The 14039-nt window shown below is 69.1% G+C and carries 11 protein-coding genes; 6 read left to right on the forward strand and 5 right to left on the reverse strand.

What is annotated here, in order from left to right:
* Nucleotides 1–110: 110 nt before the first annotated feature.
* The gene (locus ABIA71_RS03140; RefSeq protein ID WP_354283058.1) at nucleotides 111–3929 is read left to right on the forward strand and encodes a LamG-like jellyroll fold domain-containing protein; all 3819 of its coding nucleotides are present in this window, start codon (nucleotides 111–113) and stop codon (nucleotides 3927–3929) included.
* Nucleotides 3930–3957: 28 nt separating this feature from the next.
* Here ABIA71_RS03140 and ABIA71_RS03145 read toward each other — a convergent pair whose 3' ends face one another.
* The 5 genes from ABIA71_RS03145 to ABIA71_RS03165 all read right to left on the reverse strand — a co-directional run bounded on the left by ABIA71_RS03145 (nucleotide 3958) and on the right by ABIA71_RS03165 (nucleotide 9046).
* Complete coding sequence (locus tag ABIA71_RS03145) at nucleotides 3958–4797, reverse strand: PhzF family phenazine biosynthesis protein (RefSeq protein WP_354283060.1); 840 nt, start codon at nucleotides 4795–4797, stop codon at nucleotides 3958–3960.
* Between the two features lie 65 nt (nucleotides 4798–4862).
* Nucleotides 4863–5453, reverse strand: coding sequence for a cysteine dioxygenase family protein (locus tag ABIA71_RS03150; protein WP_354283062.1), 591 nt, complete (start codon nucleotides 5451–5453; stop codon nucleotides 4863–4865).
* A gap of 116 nt (nucleotides 5454–5569) precedes the next feature.
* Nucleotides 5570–6433, reverse strand: a complete 864-nt coding sequence (locus tag ABIA71_RS03155; RefSeq protein ID WP_354283064.1) for a rhamnogalacturonan acetylesterase — start codon at nucleotides 6431–6433, stop codon at nucleotides 5570–5572.
* Nucleotides 6433–8055 carry a carboxylesterase/lipase family protein gene (locus ABIA71_RS03160; RefSeq protein ID WP_354283066.1) on the reverse strand — a complete coding sequence of 541 codons (1623 nt, stop codon included), beginning with the start codon at nucleotides 8053–8055 and terminating at the stop codon, nucleotides 6433–6435. Before ABIA71_RS03160 ends, ABIA71_RS03155 begins: the two co-directional genes overlap by 1 nt.
* Complete coding sequence (locus ABIA71_RS03165; RefSeq protein WP_354283068.1) at nucleotides 8048–9046, reverse strand: alpha/beta hydrolase; 999 nt, start codon at nucleotides 9044–9046, stop codon at nucleotides 8048–8050. Before ABIA71_RS03165 ends, ABIA71_RS03160 begins: the two co-directional genes overlap by 8 nt.
* Nucleotides 9047–9199: 153 nt before the next feature.
* Here ABIA71_RS03165 and ABIA71_RS03170 point away from each other — a divergent pair, with 153 nt between their 5' ends.
* Genes ABIA71_RS03170 through pelA form a run of 5 tightly spaced genes read left to right on the forward strand, consistent with a single transcriptional unit; the run spans nucleotide 9200 to nucleotide 14029 of the window.
* Nucleotides 9200–10021: a 2-keto-4-pentenoate hydratase gene (locus ABIA71_RS03170; protein WP_354283070.1), complete on the forward strand. Its 822-nt coding sequence runs from the start codon at nucleotides 9200–9202 to the stop codon at nucleotides 10019–10021.
* Nucleotides 10022–10058: 37 nt separating this feature from the next.
* Nucleotides 10059–11063, forward strand: coding sequence for a TRAP transporter substrate-binding protein (locus tag ABIA71_RS03175; protein WP_354283072.1), 1005 nt, complete (start codon nucleotides 10059–10061; stop codon nucleotides 11061–11063).
* A gap of 12 nt (nucleotides 11064–11075) precedes the next feature.
* Entirely contained in the window at nucleotides 11076–11612 is a 537-nt protein-coding gene (locus tag ABIA71_RS03180) for a TRAP transporter small permease (RefSeq protein ID WP_354283074.1), read from the forward strand.
* A gap of 3 nt (nucleotides 11613–11615) precedes the next feature.
* Nucleotides 11616–12899: a TRAP transporter large permease gene (locus tag ABIA71_RS03185; RefSeq protein ID WP_128095338.1), complete on the forward strand. Its 1284-nt coding sequence runs from the start codon at nucleotides 11616–11618 to the stop codon at nucleotides 12897–12899.
* Nucleotides 12872–14029, forward strand: a complete 1158-nt coding sequence (pelA, locus tag ABIA71_RS03190) for a pectate lyase (RefSeq protein ID WP_354283076.1) — start codon at nucleotides 12872–12874, stop codon at nucleotides 14027–14029. Before ABIA71_RS03185 ends, pelA begins: the two co-directional genes overlap by 28 nt.
* Nucleotides 14030–14039 lie beyond the last annotated feature (10 nt).

The raw sequence follows: 14039 nt of genomic DNA on the forward strand, positions 1-14039 counted from the left end.
CCTTCTCTCCGGGATGGCGGGCGCGGTGCCGGGGCGGGAGGCCACCGTGAGCGGCTGACGCTCCGCCGGTGGTTCCGCTGTACTGTTTCTGCTGTCGAAAGGAAGGTCCCATGCATCGCCCTGTCGCCCCCTCGCTCCGTCCGTCCCGCCTGTCGGCCAGCCTGCTGGCGCTGCTGCTTGCCGGCAGCGGCACCGCCTGGGCGCAGGCCGCCCCACAGCTGCTGTTCCACGTCTCGGCCGACCAGGGCCTGCAGGCCGACACCGCCGCGGGTGACCCGGTACCGAACTTCGTGGACAAGGTGAAGCGGGTGCCGAACGGGGCGCACGGCAGCGCCATCGAATGGGCCGACGACGGCGTACTGTCGTGGAACGCGCCGGGCAACATCCAGGCCCAGCGCGGCACGCTCGGCTTCTTCTGGCGCTCCCGCTACGCGGTGGGTGACGCGCCGTTCGTGATCTTCCGGGTCGGCTATGCCGACCACAGCAGCTGGGACATGGCCTGGCTGCGCATCGACTGGAACGGCCACGGCTTCGATGCCTTCGTCACCGATGCCAACCTGGCGCGCACGCGCGTGTCGTTCACGCTCGACCAGAACCCCTCGCCGCAGCAGTGGCAGCACATCGCCTTCGGCTGGGACGAAAACCACGGCGTGCGCCTGTACGTGGATGGCAAGGAGGTCGCCCGCCAGGAGACCACCGCCGACTATGACGCCGCGCTCGACCAGCTCGGCCTGGCGGCCCGCGTGATGGCGCCCTATCAGGTACAGAGCCGCTACAACTTCCTGCGCGGCAGCGACGTTGACGAGATCCGCGTCTACGACCGCCTGCTCGATCCAGCCGGCATGGCCGCGCTGGCGCGCAATGCCGCCCCCACCACAGCGGTAGCCGCGCCGGACCCGATGCGCGCCTGGCGCCACCGCCATGGCTGGGATGCCAGCCCGCCGCCGGCGCTGACCGCCGCGACCACGACGATCCGCAAGGTGGAGTTTGCCGATACCAAGGACCACAAACAGTGGATGTGGAAGGCCACCGACGGCATCGCCGAAACCACCTGGCCGGGCGTGTACAACCGCTCGCGCCTGCCCGGCCGCAACGATTACTTCCAGCTGCCCGACTGGAACACCTACGTCGAGGGCGGCCAGCAGCTGGACCTGACCCTGCCAGCCGGTGAAACCGTCAACCGCATCGAAGTGCGTGGCGCCGCCTTCGGCGGGCTCAGCCACAGCGCCGATGGCCAGCCGCCGCAGACCCTGTTCCAGCGCCCGCAGGGCGTGGTGCGCAGCGTGAACACCATTGCCGCACAGACCGGCGGTGTACTGCACTTCCGCAACACCGAACAGGAAACCCCGATCCAGGAAATCTGGGCCTACCAGGTCAGCGACGCGGCCGAGCCGGAAGGCACGGTCACGCAGCGCTACCTCATCGACAGCCAGGCGCTGCCGGACTACACCAACCTCGCCGCGCTGCGCGACTACATCGACGGCCGCTACCCGGCCGCCGAACGCAGCACGGTAATGGCGTTGCCCAAGGGCGCCGGCGCACGCAGGCGCAGCGCCGACACGCTGCCCGCGCAACCGCTGCCGATCGTGCACGTGCTGATTCCCTCCGGCGTCAGCGATGCACCGGCCGCGCAGCCGCTGATCCGCAGCTGGGCGCATAGCTGGGAGAACATGCACGACGGCCTGGATGGCGTGGCCATCGACCTGCCCGCGCTGGACCTGCCCGCCACCCACGATGGGCTGATCCCGCTCAACATCCGCATCAAGGACCCGATCTGGCCGGCGCGCGACATGATCGACGTGTCGGTGTCGGTGAAACCGGGTCAGAAGCGCACCCTGTGGCTGGACCTGCGCGACCGCATTCTCACTGCCGACAGCCTGTGGATCTCCATCGCCTCGGCCGCGCCCGGCTTCAACGCCGCCTCGCTGGACGGAGCGGAGATCCGCATGGTCTACAAGGACCGCGAGGAGGCGAAGAAGGAACACATCGCCGACCGCTTCAACCAGGCGCGCGACAACTGGGGCTTCCTGGTGGAAGAACACACCACGTCCAAGCGGCAGCGCCTGTACGCGCGCGTCTACGCCGACCTGAGCGACCTGCTGCGGGTTGATCCGGACCACGTCAACGGCCGCCTGTACTGGAACTACATCAGCTACAACAGCCAGGGCAAACCGCCGTTCACCCAGCCGCAGGCGCCCAAGGGCGTGCCGCAGTGGGCGTTCGCGCAGACCGAAGACCTCAAATACGTGCGCCGCTTCATCGACTGGTGGATCGACAACCGCCAGATCGCCTATGGCGACTTCGGCGGCGGCATCTCCGACGACTCCGACCTGACCCAGCAGTGGCCGGGGCTGGCGCTGGTGGGTGTGCAGCCGGACAAGCTCAACGCCTCGCTCACCGCACTGTCCGACGCGGTGTACCGCAATGGCATGTTCAGCAACGGCTTGAGCACCATCGAGACCGACGAGCTGCATGCCTACGAGGAAGGCATCAACACCAACAGCGCGATGCTCTACCTCAACTGGGGCGACCCGCTCACCGTCGAGCGCCTGATGGAAACGGTGAAGGCCTTCGACGAGCGCATCATCCTGCCCAACCCGCAGGGCCACCTGCTGTTCTCCAGCAACTGGTTCGGCGGCAACAAGGTCTACCGCGAACCGAACTGGCAGTGGCAGAAGCCGTACTCCTTCCCGGTGCTGCACCCGGCCTTCCTGATGGGCCAGTACAACGCCGACCCGACCGGCCGCAAGCTGGTCACCGGGCTGGCCGACAGCTACCTGGCCCACGCCTACACCGACGACAAGGGCCGCTGGGCGCTGCCGAACGAGATCCACTGGGCCACCGGCAAGACCCGTGGCGGCGAGCTCAACAACGGCTCGGGCAGCGGCGACATCATGCACACCTTCTGGGCGGCATGGCGCTGGACCGGCGATGACAAATACCTCAAGGCGCTGGACTACCGCGTTGAGCGCGGTGGCCCGGGGGCGCTGTCCAACCTGGGCGAGAACTACGTGGACGCACTGGGGCGCGGCGCCGAGTGGAACCCACGTTTCATCAGCGACGCCGACGCCGGCAATACCGGCTTCTCCAGCCTGATGGCGTGGCAGGCCACCGGCGACAAAAGGTACCTGGCGGCGCTGCACGCCGATGGCATCCAGGCCAAGGCGCAGCGGGAGTACATGAACACCGAGGGCCACTGGTGGTCCGACCGTGTCGAGGCGCCCAGCGAATTCCTGCAGCGTGCGCGGCTGGGCGGCATCGCGCTCAAGCGCAACCAGAGCTGGCCGGGCCACACCGTGAGCTGGCGCTTCGCCCAGCCCGACGCGGCCGAACAGGTGGCGCTGCTGGTGCACGCGCCTTCGCCGGACCGCTTCAAGGTGATCGCCTACAACCTGGGCACGCGCGCGGTGGACGCGGAGATGAGCACCTGGAACGTCACCGCCGGGCAATGGCGGATGACCAGCGGCGTGGACCGCGACGGCGACGACACCATCGACGGCAAGGCGACCACGCATGACCTCACCCTGGAACGCAGTGCCTCGACCACGCTGCGCTTCGCACCGGGCCAGAGCCAGGTGTTCGAGTTCGCGTTGGTGCAGGCCGGCACGCCGGTCGAACAGCGCGCCGACCTCGGCATCGGCCGCGGCGATGTGCGCGTGGACGGGCAACAACTGCACGTGACCGTGCACAGCCTGGGCCACGTGGCCACGGGCGCGGGCGTGGCGGTGCTGGAGGATGCCAAGGGCCGCGAACTGGCACGGGCGGACATTCCCGCGCTGGCTGCACCGACCGACCTGCTGCCGAAGACCGCCACGGTGCGCCTGCCGTTGCCGGCCGGCAACCGTAGCGGCTGGCGGGTGCGCGTGATGCAGGCCGACGGCACGGCCGAGGTGACCCAGCGCAACAACGTGGTGACGCTGGATCGGTAGTGCCCGTGCCCTGCATGGCTGCGATGGCTTACAGCGTGACCCTGCCCTCGATGCAGGTCACGCAGTCGCCCCCGATCCACAGCGCATCGCCCACCCGCTCCACGCGCAGCCGCCCGGCACGCCCGATCGCCGTGCCCTGGCTGATCACATAGCGGTCCGGCGCTTCGCCGGTGGCCAGCAGCCAGCGCGCGATGCCGGCATTGAGGCTACCCGTGGCCGGGTCCTCCGGTGCGCCATCGCCGGCAATGAAGGCGCGGCTCTCGTACTGGGCCTCGCTGCCTTCGCTGGACAGCCACGGCCCGAATACGCCCACCTTCAGGCCCATCAGCTGCGCATAGTCCGGTTGGACCGCCAGCACCGCGGCACGATCGCGTAGGCGCAGCGCGAGCCAGCCGGTGCCGTTGTCCGCCCAGCGTGCGTCCACCACGTCCTCGGCCGCCACGCCCAAGCCACGCCGCACCCGCTCGCGCAGGTCCGCCGCCAACGCCTCACCGCGCAGCAACGGCGGCGCCAGGAAGGCCAGGCCGGCGTCGCTGCGGCGGATCCGCACCAGCCCGATCCCGCACTCCTGCACGATCTCCTCGCTCTTGGGTACGCCGCCGTGGGCCAGCCAGGCATGGCAGCTGCCCAGGGTGGGATGCCCGGCAAACGGCAGCTCTTCCAGTGTGGTGAAGATGCGCACGCGGTAATCCGCCTGCGGATCGGTGGGCGGCAGCAGGAAGGTGGTTTCGCTCAGGTTGGTCCAGTGCGCGAACGCGGCCATGCGCGCGTCGTCGATGCCCTCGGCATCGAGCACCACGGCCAGCGGATTGCCCCGCAGGGGATCCTGGCTGAACACATTGACCTGCTGGAACGGAAACGAACGCATGGCGGCACATCGAAAGGCGGGAACCGGATGATGCGCGCGGCGCAGGCCGCGGGTCGAGCGCGGCACTAGGCCGCGTCGGTTTCCATCACCTGCACGCGGCGCTGGTACCAGTCGCCCGCTGCGGGTTCGAAGATCGCGCTGCGGGTCATCTCGCCTTCGTACACATGCACCGAAATGGCCAGGTCTTTATCGCTGGTATTGCGGATGGTGTGGTACTCGTGCGGCGGGATCAGGCTGCCGGCACTGCCGCAGTCGCCCAGTACCGCCGGTTCGGCGCGGAAGCGGAAGCGCTCGCCGTCGCGTTCGAGCAGCCGGTACTGGGTGATTTCCAGCTGGCCCAGCCACACCCCCTCCACGCACCACAGCCCGCTGTGGTCATGCAGCGGCGTGCCCTGCCCCGGCCCCCAGCTCATTGCCACGATGCTGTAGCCGTGCGCCGCGCTGCGGTACAGCTCGCGGCGGGCGTAGTGGTCTTCGATGGGGTGGTGCACGCAGGCCGGCAGCTGGATGCGGCTGTCGGCGATGGCCTCGCGCAGCGCACTGCGCAGGGTGGCGGCGATCTGCTGCGGGCTCTCGTGCTGCACCGCGTGATCGATGGCCGAGATCAGTCGATCACGGCCATGGAACGGCGGGAAAAGATTGCGTTGGTCTTGCATGCCCTGAGTCTAGGCCATCGCGGTGAATGTCGTGTTTGATCTGAATCACATCCAATCGCCCCACGATCACCGAAATACCCATCCATTCGAAGAAAATCGTGGGATATGCCTATCCATCAGGGGATCAGCAGCGGCCGCAAGGCCGGCACCTGCCGGGCCAGTTCCTCGGTCACCAGCGTGGCAAACAGCGCCGCGCCCTCCGGGCCCAGGTGGGTGTAATCGAACGCGACCTTGGCCTGGCCCATCGGCTCGGTAACGGCGTTGTCCTGTGCGGTCGGTGCCCCCGCAACGGGCGCCGCCCCCACCGTGGTGCCGCCCAGCGCCGCGCTGACCTGCGCCGGGGCCGCCGCCGCCTGCGCCAGCGGCATGGCCGCCACCGGGCCCAGCGCCTGCACCACCGCACGGCTGCGCGCGTGCAGGTCGACCAGCGGCACGTCCATCTCGCGCGCCACGCTGCGCACGGCCTCGGCCCAGGGCGCCAGGTCGTCGATCAGCACGCCGTCGGCGAACTGGCGGCGGGTCAATGGGGTCAGCAGCACTGGTTGCGCGCCCGCCGCGCGGATCTCGCGCACGTAGCGGCGCAGGTTGTCCGGGAACTCGCGCTGCAGGTCGGTGGAGCGGCCCGGCTTGCCGGGCTGGTCGTTGTGGCCGAACTGCACCAGCACCCAGGTGCGCGCGTAGCCCGGTGTGCGCATCTCGGCCTGGGCTAACGCCCAGGAACCCTCGGCGCGGTAGTTGTAGGTGCTGCGCCCGCCGCGGGCCAGGTTGGTGCAGGTCAGGAACGAGGTCACGTGGCGTGCGCAGAACGCCGGCCCCCAGCCGCCCTGCACGGCCGTGGTGGAATCGCCGACCAGCACGATCTTGCTGGCGCGGATCGGGGTCGGTGGCGGGCGATCCAGCACCGCCGGATCACCGGCGGCGTGTGCCGCGCCCAATGCACCCAACCACAGGCTTCCCAGCAGCCAGGCCGACGCGCGCATCAGAACGTACCGCGCTGGATGAAGGGCGCCTGCTGGTACAGACGACGCTCGCCACCGCGCGGATCGTTGGCCTGCTGCGAGGTGGTATCGAACAGCATCGTTTCGCGGCGGGCGAGCGAGTAGGTCTGCCAGCGTGGCAGTCCGCCATGATTCGGATCGCCATGGCGGGCGAAGGCGATCAAGGCCTCGCTCATGGTGGCGGCCACGCGCGTGGCGTCCTCGCCGTCACCGGTGCGCGAGCCGGGGCGGTCGGTGGTGTCCAGCACCAACGGAATATCCAGGGTGTGGAACGCACCGAATTTGCCGCCGTCCAGCGGCGAGCCCCAATCAAGTTGATAGGCCCAGGTGGGCGCGCCCTGGCGCGCACGCGCCTCCAGTTCCTCCACCGCACCGCGCCACGAACGACCGGCGGTGGTGGCCGCAAAGAACACCTCCGTGGGCGTGTAGTGCGGATACAGGCGGCGGTACCCGTCAATCACCACCGACGGCAGCAGGTCCACGTACTGCTCTTTTTCCAGCTTGGCCGGCAGCGTGTCCCAGGTGAGGGCGAAGTTGGCCGGGTCGTTGCCGAGGAAGGCGCGGGTTTCATCGTGGGTGTTGCCAATCACCATCGGGATACCGGCGGACTGTGCCGGCGCCTCCGGCCAGAACGGATGCACCGGCAACGAACGACCGTCCAGCACCGGACCCACGTACAGGCTGCTGTTCTCCACCCGCGACGGATCGCGCGCACGGGTAGCGGCCAGCAGCGCTTCCATTGGCATCGTGCGCAGCGCCTCGGCATCAGCCGCGCCCACCGCCTGCAGCGCGATCTGCGCGCGCTGGGTGGCCGCACGCGGGCCGGCGGCGGTGACCTGTTGCCCGCTCATGGTCCAAGCGCGCTGGAACAGGCCGCGCGCGGCCGGCATGGCCATCAGCGTGGCGATCTTGGCGCCGCCGCCGGACTGCCCGACCACGGTGATGTTGCCGGCATCGCCCCCGAACTCGGCGGCATGCTGGCGTAGCCAGTGCAGTGCCTGCACCAGGTCGAGCTGGCCGACGTTGCCCGAGTCGGCAAAGCGCGCATCGCCCAGCTGCGCCAGATATAGATAACCGAACACGTTGAGCCGATGGTTGACCGTGACCACCACCACGTCGCCGCGCCGGCACAGTGCGCTGCCGTCGTACAGCGGGTCACTGCCGGAGCCGTTGTTGTACGCGCCGCCGTGGATGTAGAACACGATGGGCCGCTTGCCGCCGTCGCGCAGCGCCGGGGTCCACACGTTGAGGTACAGGCAATCTTCGCTGCCCGGCCCTTCCGTGCCGGTCTGCGGGGCGGCATTGCCGTAGTCCAGCGCATCGCGCACACCGCGCCAGGCCAGCTCGGGCAGCGCCGGCTGGAAGCGCCGGGGCGCGGTGTCGGCACCGTAGGGAATGCCGCGGAACACATTCACGCCCTGCTCGAGCTGGCCGCGCAACCGTCCACTGCGCACACGCGCCAGCGGCGCGGCATCGTGGCGCGGGCCGGGTACACCGGCAAAGGCCGGCAACAACGGCAGGCTGGTGGCACCCAGCATCAGGGCATAGCGCGCGCTGTCGCGCAGGAAACGTCGACGCTGCAGGTCGGCGGGGGACTCACTCATGGCGCGCGGGCTCCGTGTGGCGCGAAGGGATCCAGCGCAGGGCCAGTTCCGGCCACTGCGCAACGGTCAAACCGGGCGGGATGCGCACGCCGAAGCCGTGGCCGCCCTGCGGGAACAGGTGCATTTCGGTGGACACGCCGGCCCGCAGCAGCGCCTGGTAATAGACCAGGCTGTTGTGCACCGACACCACGTTGTCGTCCTGTGCATGCACCAGGAACGTAGGTGGGGTATCGGCGCGGACCTGGTCCTGCATCGAGAACTGCTGCTGCAGCGCGCTGTCGGGGTGCGGGCCGAGCAGGCGCGCACGCGAGCCGGTATGGGCATGGGCGCCCATGTCGATCACCGGGTAGATCAGCAGCGCGACATCCGGGCGTGCGCTGAGCGCATCGGTGGCATCGCGATGCGGGTACACCGGCGTATCGAAGCCGTTGCTCAGCCGCGCGGCGACATGCCCGCCGGCCGAGAACCCCATCACCCCGATGCGCGCCGGATCCAGCTGCCAGCGCGCGGCCCCGGCGCGGATCACCCGCATCGCGCGCTGTGCATCGGCCAGCGCCGCTTGGCGATCGCTGCGACCGGCGGGCAGCCGGTAACGCAGCACGAACAGGGTCACCCCGCCCTGCGCGACGAACGCCGGCACCAGGGCGGTACCTTCCTTGTCCAGCACGATGCGCTGGTACCCGCCACCGGGCACCACCAGCAGCGCGCTGCCATTGGGGCGCGCTGGCCGGTAGACCACCAGGTAGGGCGCGCTGACGTTGTCGATGTAGCGGTCCGGCAGCGCGGGGTCGGTGCTGCGTTCGATCACGTTGGGCACGCTGGCCGGGCCGGTCTCGCCGGGGACCTGTCCCTGCGGCCACAGATCGATGCGGTCCGGCGCACCGGCCACCGGTTCGGTCGCCGGCACCGGGCGTTCGGCCGCGCGGGCCAGGGCCAGCGAACTGGCAAGCAACAGCACCATCAACAACGGCAGCAACAGGGGGCGGCGCATTCGCATCGGTCCTTTCCAGTTGGGGTACACCCCGGATCGTGCCTGACGATGGCGCCTCTGATGCGCTGCACATTGCCAATGACACCGGTTTACCATATACAGCTCATCCAGCCACTGTCGATTGGCAGTGCACCATTTCTCCGGGAGACCCGCTTGAGCAACGACAACGGCAAACAGGACCTGCCAGACCACGGTTTGGGTGAGATCGCCCGCCACTTCGTCGGCGCCCGCCAACACGGCCGATCCCTGCCGGATTTCCCGGGCACGATCCCCGCCGACCTGGTGACCGCCTACCAGGTGCAGGACCACGCCATCGCGCTGTGGGACGACCAGGTGGTGGGCTGGAAAGTGGGCTACATCGCCGCCGAGCGCCGCGATGCCTCGGGCGATGACCGTCTGCTGGGCCCGATTTTCTCGCGCAATCTGCAAAATGCTACCGGTGGAACAGTGGACATTCCGGTGTTCGTCGGCGGCTTCGGCGCGGTCGAGGCCGAGTACGTGATCCAGCTGCAGGAAGACGCCCCGGCCGACAAGCTGCACTGGACGCCCGAAGAAGCCGAGGCGCTGGCCGCCAGGCTGTTCATCGGCGTGGAAGTGGCCAGCAGCCCGCTGGCCACCATCAACAAACTCGGCCCGCGCGTGGTGGTGTCCGATTTCGGCAACAACAACGGCCTGGTGCTGGGTACCGAGATCGCCGACTGGACCCGGCTGGACGATGCCGACCTGCGTGCGGAAACCCGCATCGACGGCGAGGTGGTCGGTACCGGCGGTGCCACCCTGCTGCCCGGTGGCCTGCGTACCGCCTATGCCTTCGCCCTGGGCCGGTCGGCGCAGCGCGGCCGGCCGTTGAAGGCCGGCGACCTGATCGCCAGCGGCAACGCCACCGGCATCCACGACATTGCCGTAGGCCAACAGGCACTGATCCGTTTCGCCGGTTACGGCGACATTACCTGCAGGGCCATCGCTGCCGGGTAACCGCGCAGCCATGGACAGTCCGCTTGGGAGGGCGCAGATGTTCACTCGCAGAAATTTCCTTGGCACCGGTCTGGGCGCGCTTGCCGTGCCTGCGCTGGCAGCCTGTTCGCGGTCAACCAGCAACGCGCCGGCCGGTGCGCAGCTGCTGACCGCCACCGACGTCCACGTCGCCGACTACCCCACCGTGACCGCGGTGAAGTGGATCGGCCAGCAGCTGGAGCACAAGACCGGCGGCCGCCTGAAGCTGCGCCAGTACCACTCCGGCCAGCTCGGTCGTGAGTCCGAGGCGATCGACATGGCGCGCTTCGGTGCCATCGACATCACCCGGGTCTACTCCGGTGCGCTCAACAACGCCTTTCCGCTGACCCAGGCACTGTGCCTGCCTTACGTGTTCGAGTCGGTGGCGCACATGCGTCGCGCGCTGGACGGCGGCATCGCCGACGCGGTGCTGAAGGGCTTCGAGACCCGCGACCTGGTCGGCCTGGCCATCTACGATTCCGGCGCGCGCTGCTTCTACAACACCAAGCACCCCATCGTGGAGCCCAAGGACCTGCACGGCCTGAAGCTGCGCGTGGCGTCCTCGGACATCTTCATCCAGCTGATGCGCCTGCTGGGCGCCAACCCGACCCCGATGTCGCTGGGCGACACCTTCTCGGGCATGGAAACGCACATGATCGACGGTGCGGAAAACAACATGCGCAGCTTCCATTCCAGCCGTCATTTCGAGGCCGCCCATTACTGGTCGCAGAGCGACCATTCCTACGCGCCGGACGTGCTGCTGATGTCGCGGCAGAGCCTGGAGGCGCTCACCCCGGCCGACCGCGCGCTGGTGATCGAGACCGCGCGTGAATCGGTCACGGTGATGCGCGAGCAGTGGGATGCCTCGGAGAACACCGCCCGGCAGGCCGTGGCCGACTTCGGCATCACATTCAACGCCGTGGACATGCCGGCCTTCCGCAAGGCCGCCGACCCGCTGCTGCAGCAGTACCTGCAGCAGCCGGCGCTGGCCGCGCTTACCCGTCGCATCCGCGACTTCGCCTGAGGCCCCGACGCGATGTCCGACCCGACTTCCGAAACCCCCGTCATCGTCAGCGCGCCGCAGCGCGTGCTCAACGTGATCGCCGACGTGGCCATCCATATCGCCGTCATCGCCCTGCTCGGGCTGGTGGTGGTGCAGGGCTGGCAGGTGTTCGCGCGCTACGTCATCAACGATTCGCCCAGCTGGACCGAGCCGGTCACGCTGCTGCTGCTGGCCACCGCGATGAGCCTGGGCGCGGCCACCGGCGTGCATACCCGCCGCCACTTCGGCTTCTTCCTGCTGGCCGCGCACATGGGCCCGGGCCTGCGCCGCGCGGTGGACGTGTTCGCCGCGATGGTGGTGGCCGTGCTTGGTGCGGTGATTGCCTGGTGGGCCGCGGTGCTGCTGCTGGACGGCCTGGACATCAAGACCGCCGGCGCCAACCTGCCGCAGAGCATCAACTACCTGCCGCTGTCCATTGGCGGCGCACTGATGGCGATCTTCGCCGTGAACCAGATGGTGCAGGCCGTGCTGCCCGTCGACGCCGACACCGTTGCCGAGGGAGACCGCTGAGCCATGGGTATCACGATCCTGTTTACCGTTTTTGCGGTACTGCTGCTGCTGGGCGTGCCAGTGGCCTACGCGTTGGCCGCGGCCGCCCTGGCCACGCTGTGGTACCTGGACCTGCCTACCCTGGTGCTGGTCCAGCAGATCTCGGCCGGTACCGGCTCGGCCTCGCTGATCGCCATCCCGCTGTTCATCTTCGCCGGTGAAATCATGATGCGCGGCGGCATCTCCGAGCGCCTGATCTCGCTGGCCTCCTCGCTGGTGGGGCGCATGCGCGGTGGCCTGGGCCAGGTGTCGATCCTGTCCTCGCTGTTCTTCGGTGGCGTGTCCGGTTCGGCCATCGCCGACGTCTCGGCAGTGGGCGGCACGATGATCCCGCAGATGGTCAAGCGCGGCTACGACCGCGACTTCGCGGTCAACGTGAGCATCACCGCCGCGCTGGTGGCGCTGCTGGTGCCGCCGTCGCACAACCTGATCCTGTTTTCGGCCGCGGCCGGAGGCGGGCTGTCGATCGCCGACCTGTTCGCGGCCGGCATCGTACCGGCGCTATTGATGACCGTGGCGCTGATGATCACCGGTTACGTGGTCGCGCGCCGTCGCGGCTATGGCGTGGAAATCTTCCCCGGCTGGCGTGCGGTGCTGCTGCGGCTGGTGTCGGCCCTGCCCGGCCTGGGCCTGGTGGCGCTGATCTTCATCGGTATCCGCGCCGGTATCTTCACCGCGGTGGAAAGCGCGGCCATCGCCGTGGTCTACGCGCTGCTGGTGACCACCGTGCTGTACCGCCAGCTCAACTGGCGCGAGTTCATGGGCACGGTGACCCATGCGGCGCGCAGCACCGGCGTGATCCTGTTCGTGATCGCCACCGCGGCGGTATTCGGCTGGCTGCTGGCGTACCTGGAAGTGCCGGCGGCGGCGGTGGACTTCCTGCAGTCCTTCGCGCACAGCCAGTTCATGGTGCTGCTGATGATCGTGGTGATGCTGTTGCTGCTGGGCACCTTCATGGACCTGGCACCGATGATCCTGATCTGCACGCCGATTTTCCTGCCGGTGGCCAAGGCCTATGGCATCGATCCGATCCACTTCGGCCTGGTGCTGGTGCTGACCGGTGGCCTGGGCCTGGTGACGCCGCCGGTGGGCTCGGTGCTGTTCATCGGTACCGCGATCGGCAAGATCAGCGTGGGCGAGAGCATGCGCTCGATCTGGCCGTTCTGGTTCGCCGCACTCGGCGTGCTGCTGATCGTCACCTTCTTCCCGGAACTGTCGCTGTGGCTGCCCGCCCTGCTGCGCGCGTAAGCGTGCGGCGGCTCGCGGTCCTGCTGTGGATCGCCCTGCCCTGCGCCGCGCTGGCGCAGGGCCCGGAGATCACGCTGCGCGGCTTCCAGGACGGCATCAACCACTGGCAGAGCGGGCACGGCACCACCTACCCGCGCTACCGCCCGGACCAGTACCGGCAGATCGCCGACAACCTGGTCCTTCTGCAGCGGCGCGGCGGTGGCTGGGCGGTCAACCAGGACCCGCAGCGGATTCTCGACGACACCGCCCGTGCGCAGGCGCTGGCCGACCAGGCCACGCCCGGGGGCAGCTTCGACAACCGCAACGTCTACACCCAGGTGGCCTACCTGGGCGAAGCGTTCGCGCGCAGCGGGGACGTACGCTATCGCGACGCGGCCGTGCGCGGGCTGGACTTCATCCTTGCCGAGCAGATCGACAGCTGTGGCGGCTGGCCGCATTCGGTGCCATCGCGCACCGCATACCACGGCCACATCACCTTCGCCGACGACGTCACCAGCGGGGTGCTGACCACGCTGCGGCGGGTGCTGCGCGAGCCGCTGTTCGGCTTCATCAGTGCCGGGCAGCGGGCCCGCGTGCAGGCCGCCGTGGCCGCCGGCGATGCCTGCCTGCTGCGCCTGCAGGTGCGCCAGGACGGCGTGCCCACGATCTGGGCCGGGCAGTACGACCGCACCACCCTGCAGCCCGCACAGGGCCGGAAATTCGAACTGCCGGCCCTGGTCACCGACGAGAGTGTGGGCGTGGTGCGCTACCTGATGTCGATCCCGGATCCGTCGCCGGCGGTGGTCGCCTCGGTCAACGCCGCCATGGCGTGGTTCCAGGCGCATGCGTTGACCGGCTGGCGGCTGGAGACCTTCGAGACGGACCCGGCGCAGTTCCAGTTCCATCGCACCACCGTCGACCGCCGCCTGGTCGCCGATGCCGGCGCGCCGCTGCTGTGGGGGCGCTTCCACGACCTGCACGACAGTTCGGTGCTGCTGGCCAACCGCGAGGGCGAACGGGTGGCGCGTTTCGACGCGATTCCGCGCGAGCGCCGCACCGGCTACCACTGGTACGGCACCTGGCCACAGGCCCTGATCACCACCGACTACCCGCGCTGGCAACAGCGCACTGCCGGGACCGGGGCGCGCTGAGCGCGGCCGA

This window comes from Stenotrophomonas sp. 2619 (assembly GCF_040548725.1).
Taxonomy (GTDB): domain Bacteria; phylum Pseudomonadota; class Gammaproteobacteria; order Xanthomonadales; family Xanthomonadaceae; genus Stenotrophomonas; species Stenotrophomonas maltophilia_AP.

Bases quoted from the DNA above. Each gene is read 5' to 3' on its own strand.
- ABIA71_RS03155 (WP_354283064.1), bottom strand. From the start codon at position 6,433: ATGCGCGCGTCGGCCTGGCTGCTGGGAAGCCTGTGGTTGGGTGCATTG.
- ABIA71_RS03175 (WP_354283072.1), top strand. From the start codon at position 10,059: ATGTTCACTCGCAGAAATTTCCTTGGCACCGGTCTGGGCGCGCTTGCC.
- ABIA71_RS03180 (WP_354283074.1), top strand. From the start codon at position 11,076: ATGTCCGACCCGACTTCCGAAACCCCCGTCATCGTCAGCGCGCCGCAG.
- ABIA71_RS03185 (WP_128095338.1), top strand. From the start codon at position 11,616: ATGGGTATCACGATCCTGTTTACCGTTTTTGCGGTACTGCTGCTGCTG.
- ABIA71_RS03145 (WP_354283060.1), bottom strand. From the start codon at position 4,797: ATGCGTTCGTTTCCGTTCCAGCAGGTCAATGTGTTCAGCCAGGATCCC.
- ABIA71_RS03140 (WP_354283058.1), top strand. From the start codon at position 111: ATGCATCGCCCTGTCGCCCCCTCGCTCCGTCCGTCCCGCCTGTCGGCC.
- ABIA71_RS03160 (WP_354283066.1), bottom strand. From the start codon at position 8,055: ATGAGTGAGTCCCCCGCCGACCTGCAGCGTCGACGTTTCCTGCGCGAC.
- ABIA71_RS03165 (WP_354283068.1), bottom strand. From the start codon at position 9,046: ATGCGCCGCCCCCTGTTGCTGCCGTTGTTGATGGTGCTGTTGCTTGCC.
- ABIA71_RS03150 (WP_354283062.1), bottom strand. From the start codon at position 5,453: ATGCAAGACCAACGCAATCTTTTCCCGCCGTTCCATGGCCGTGATCGA.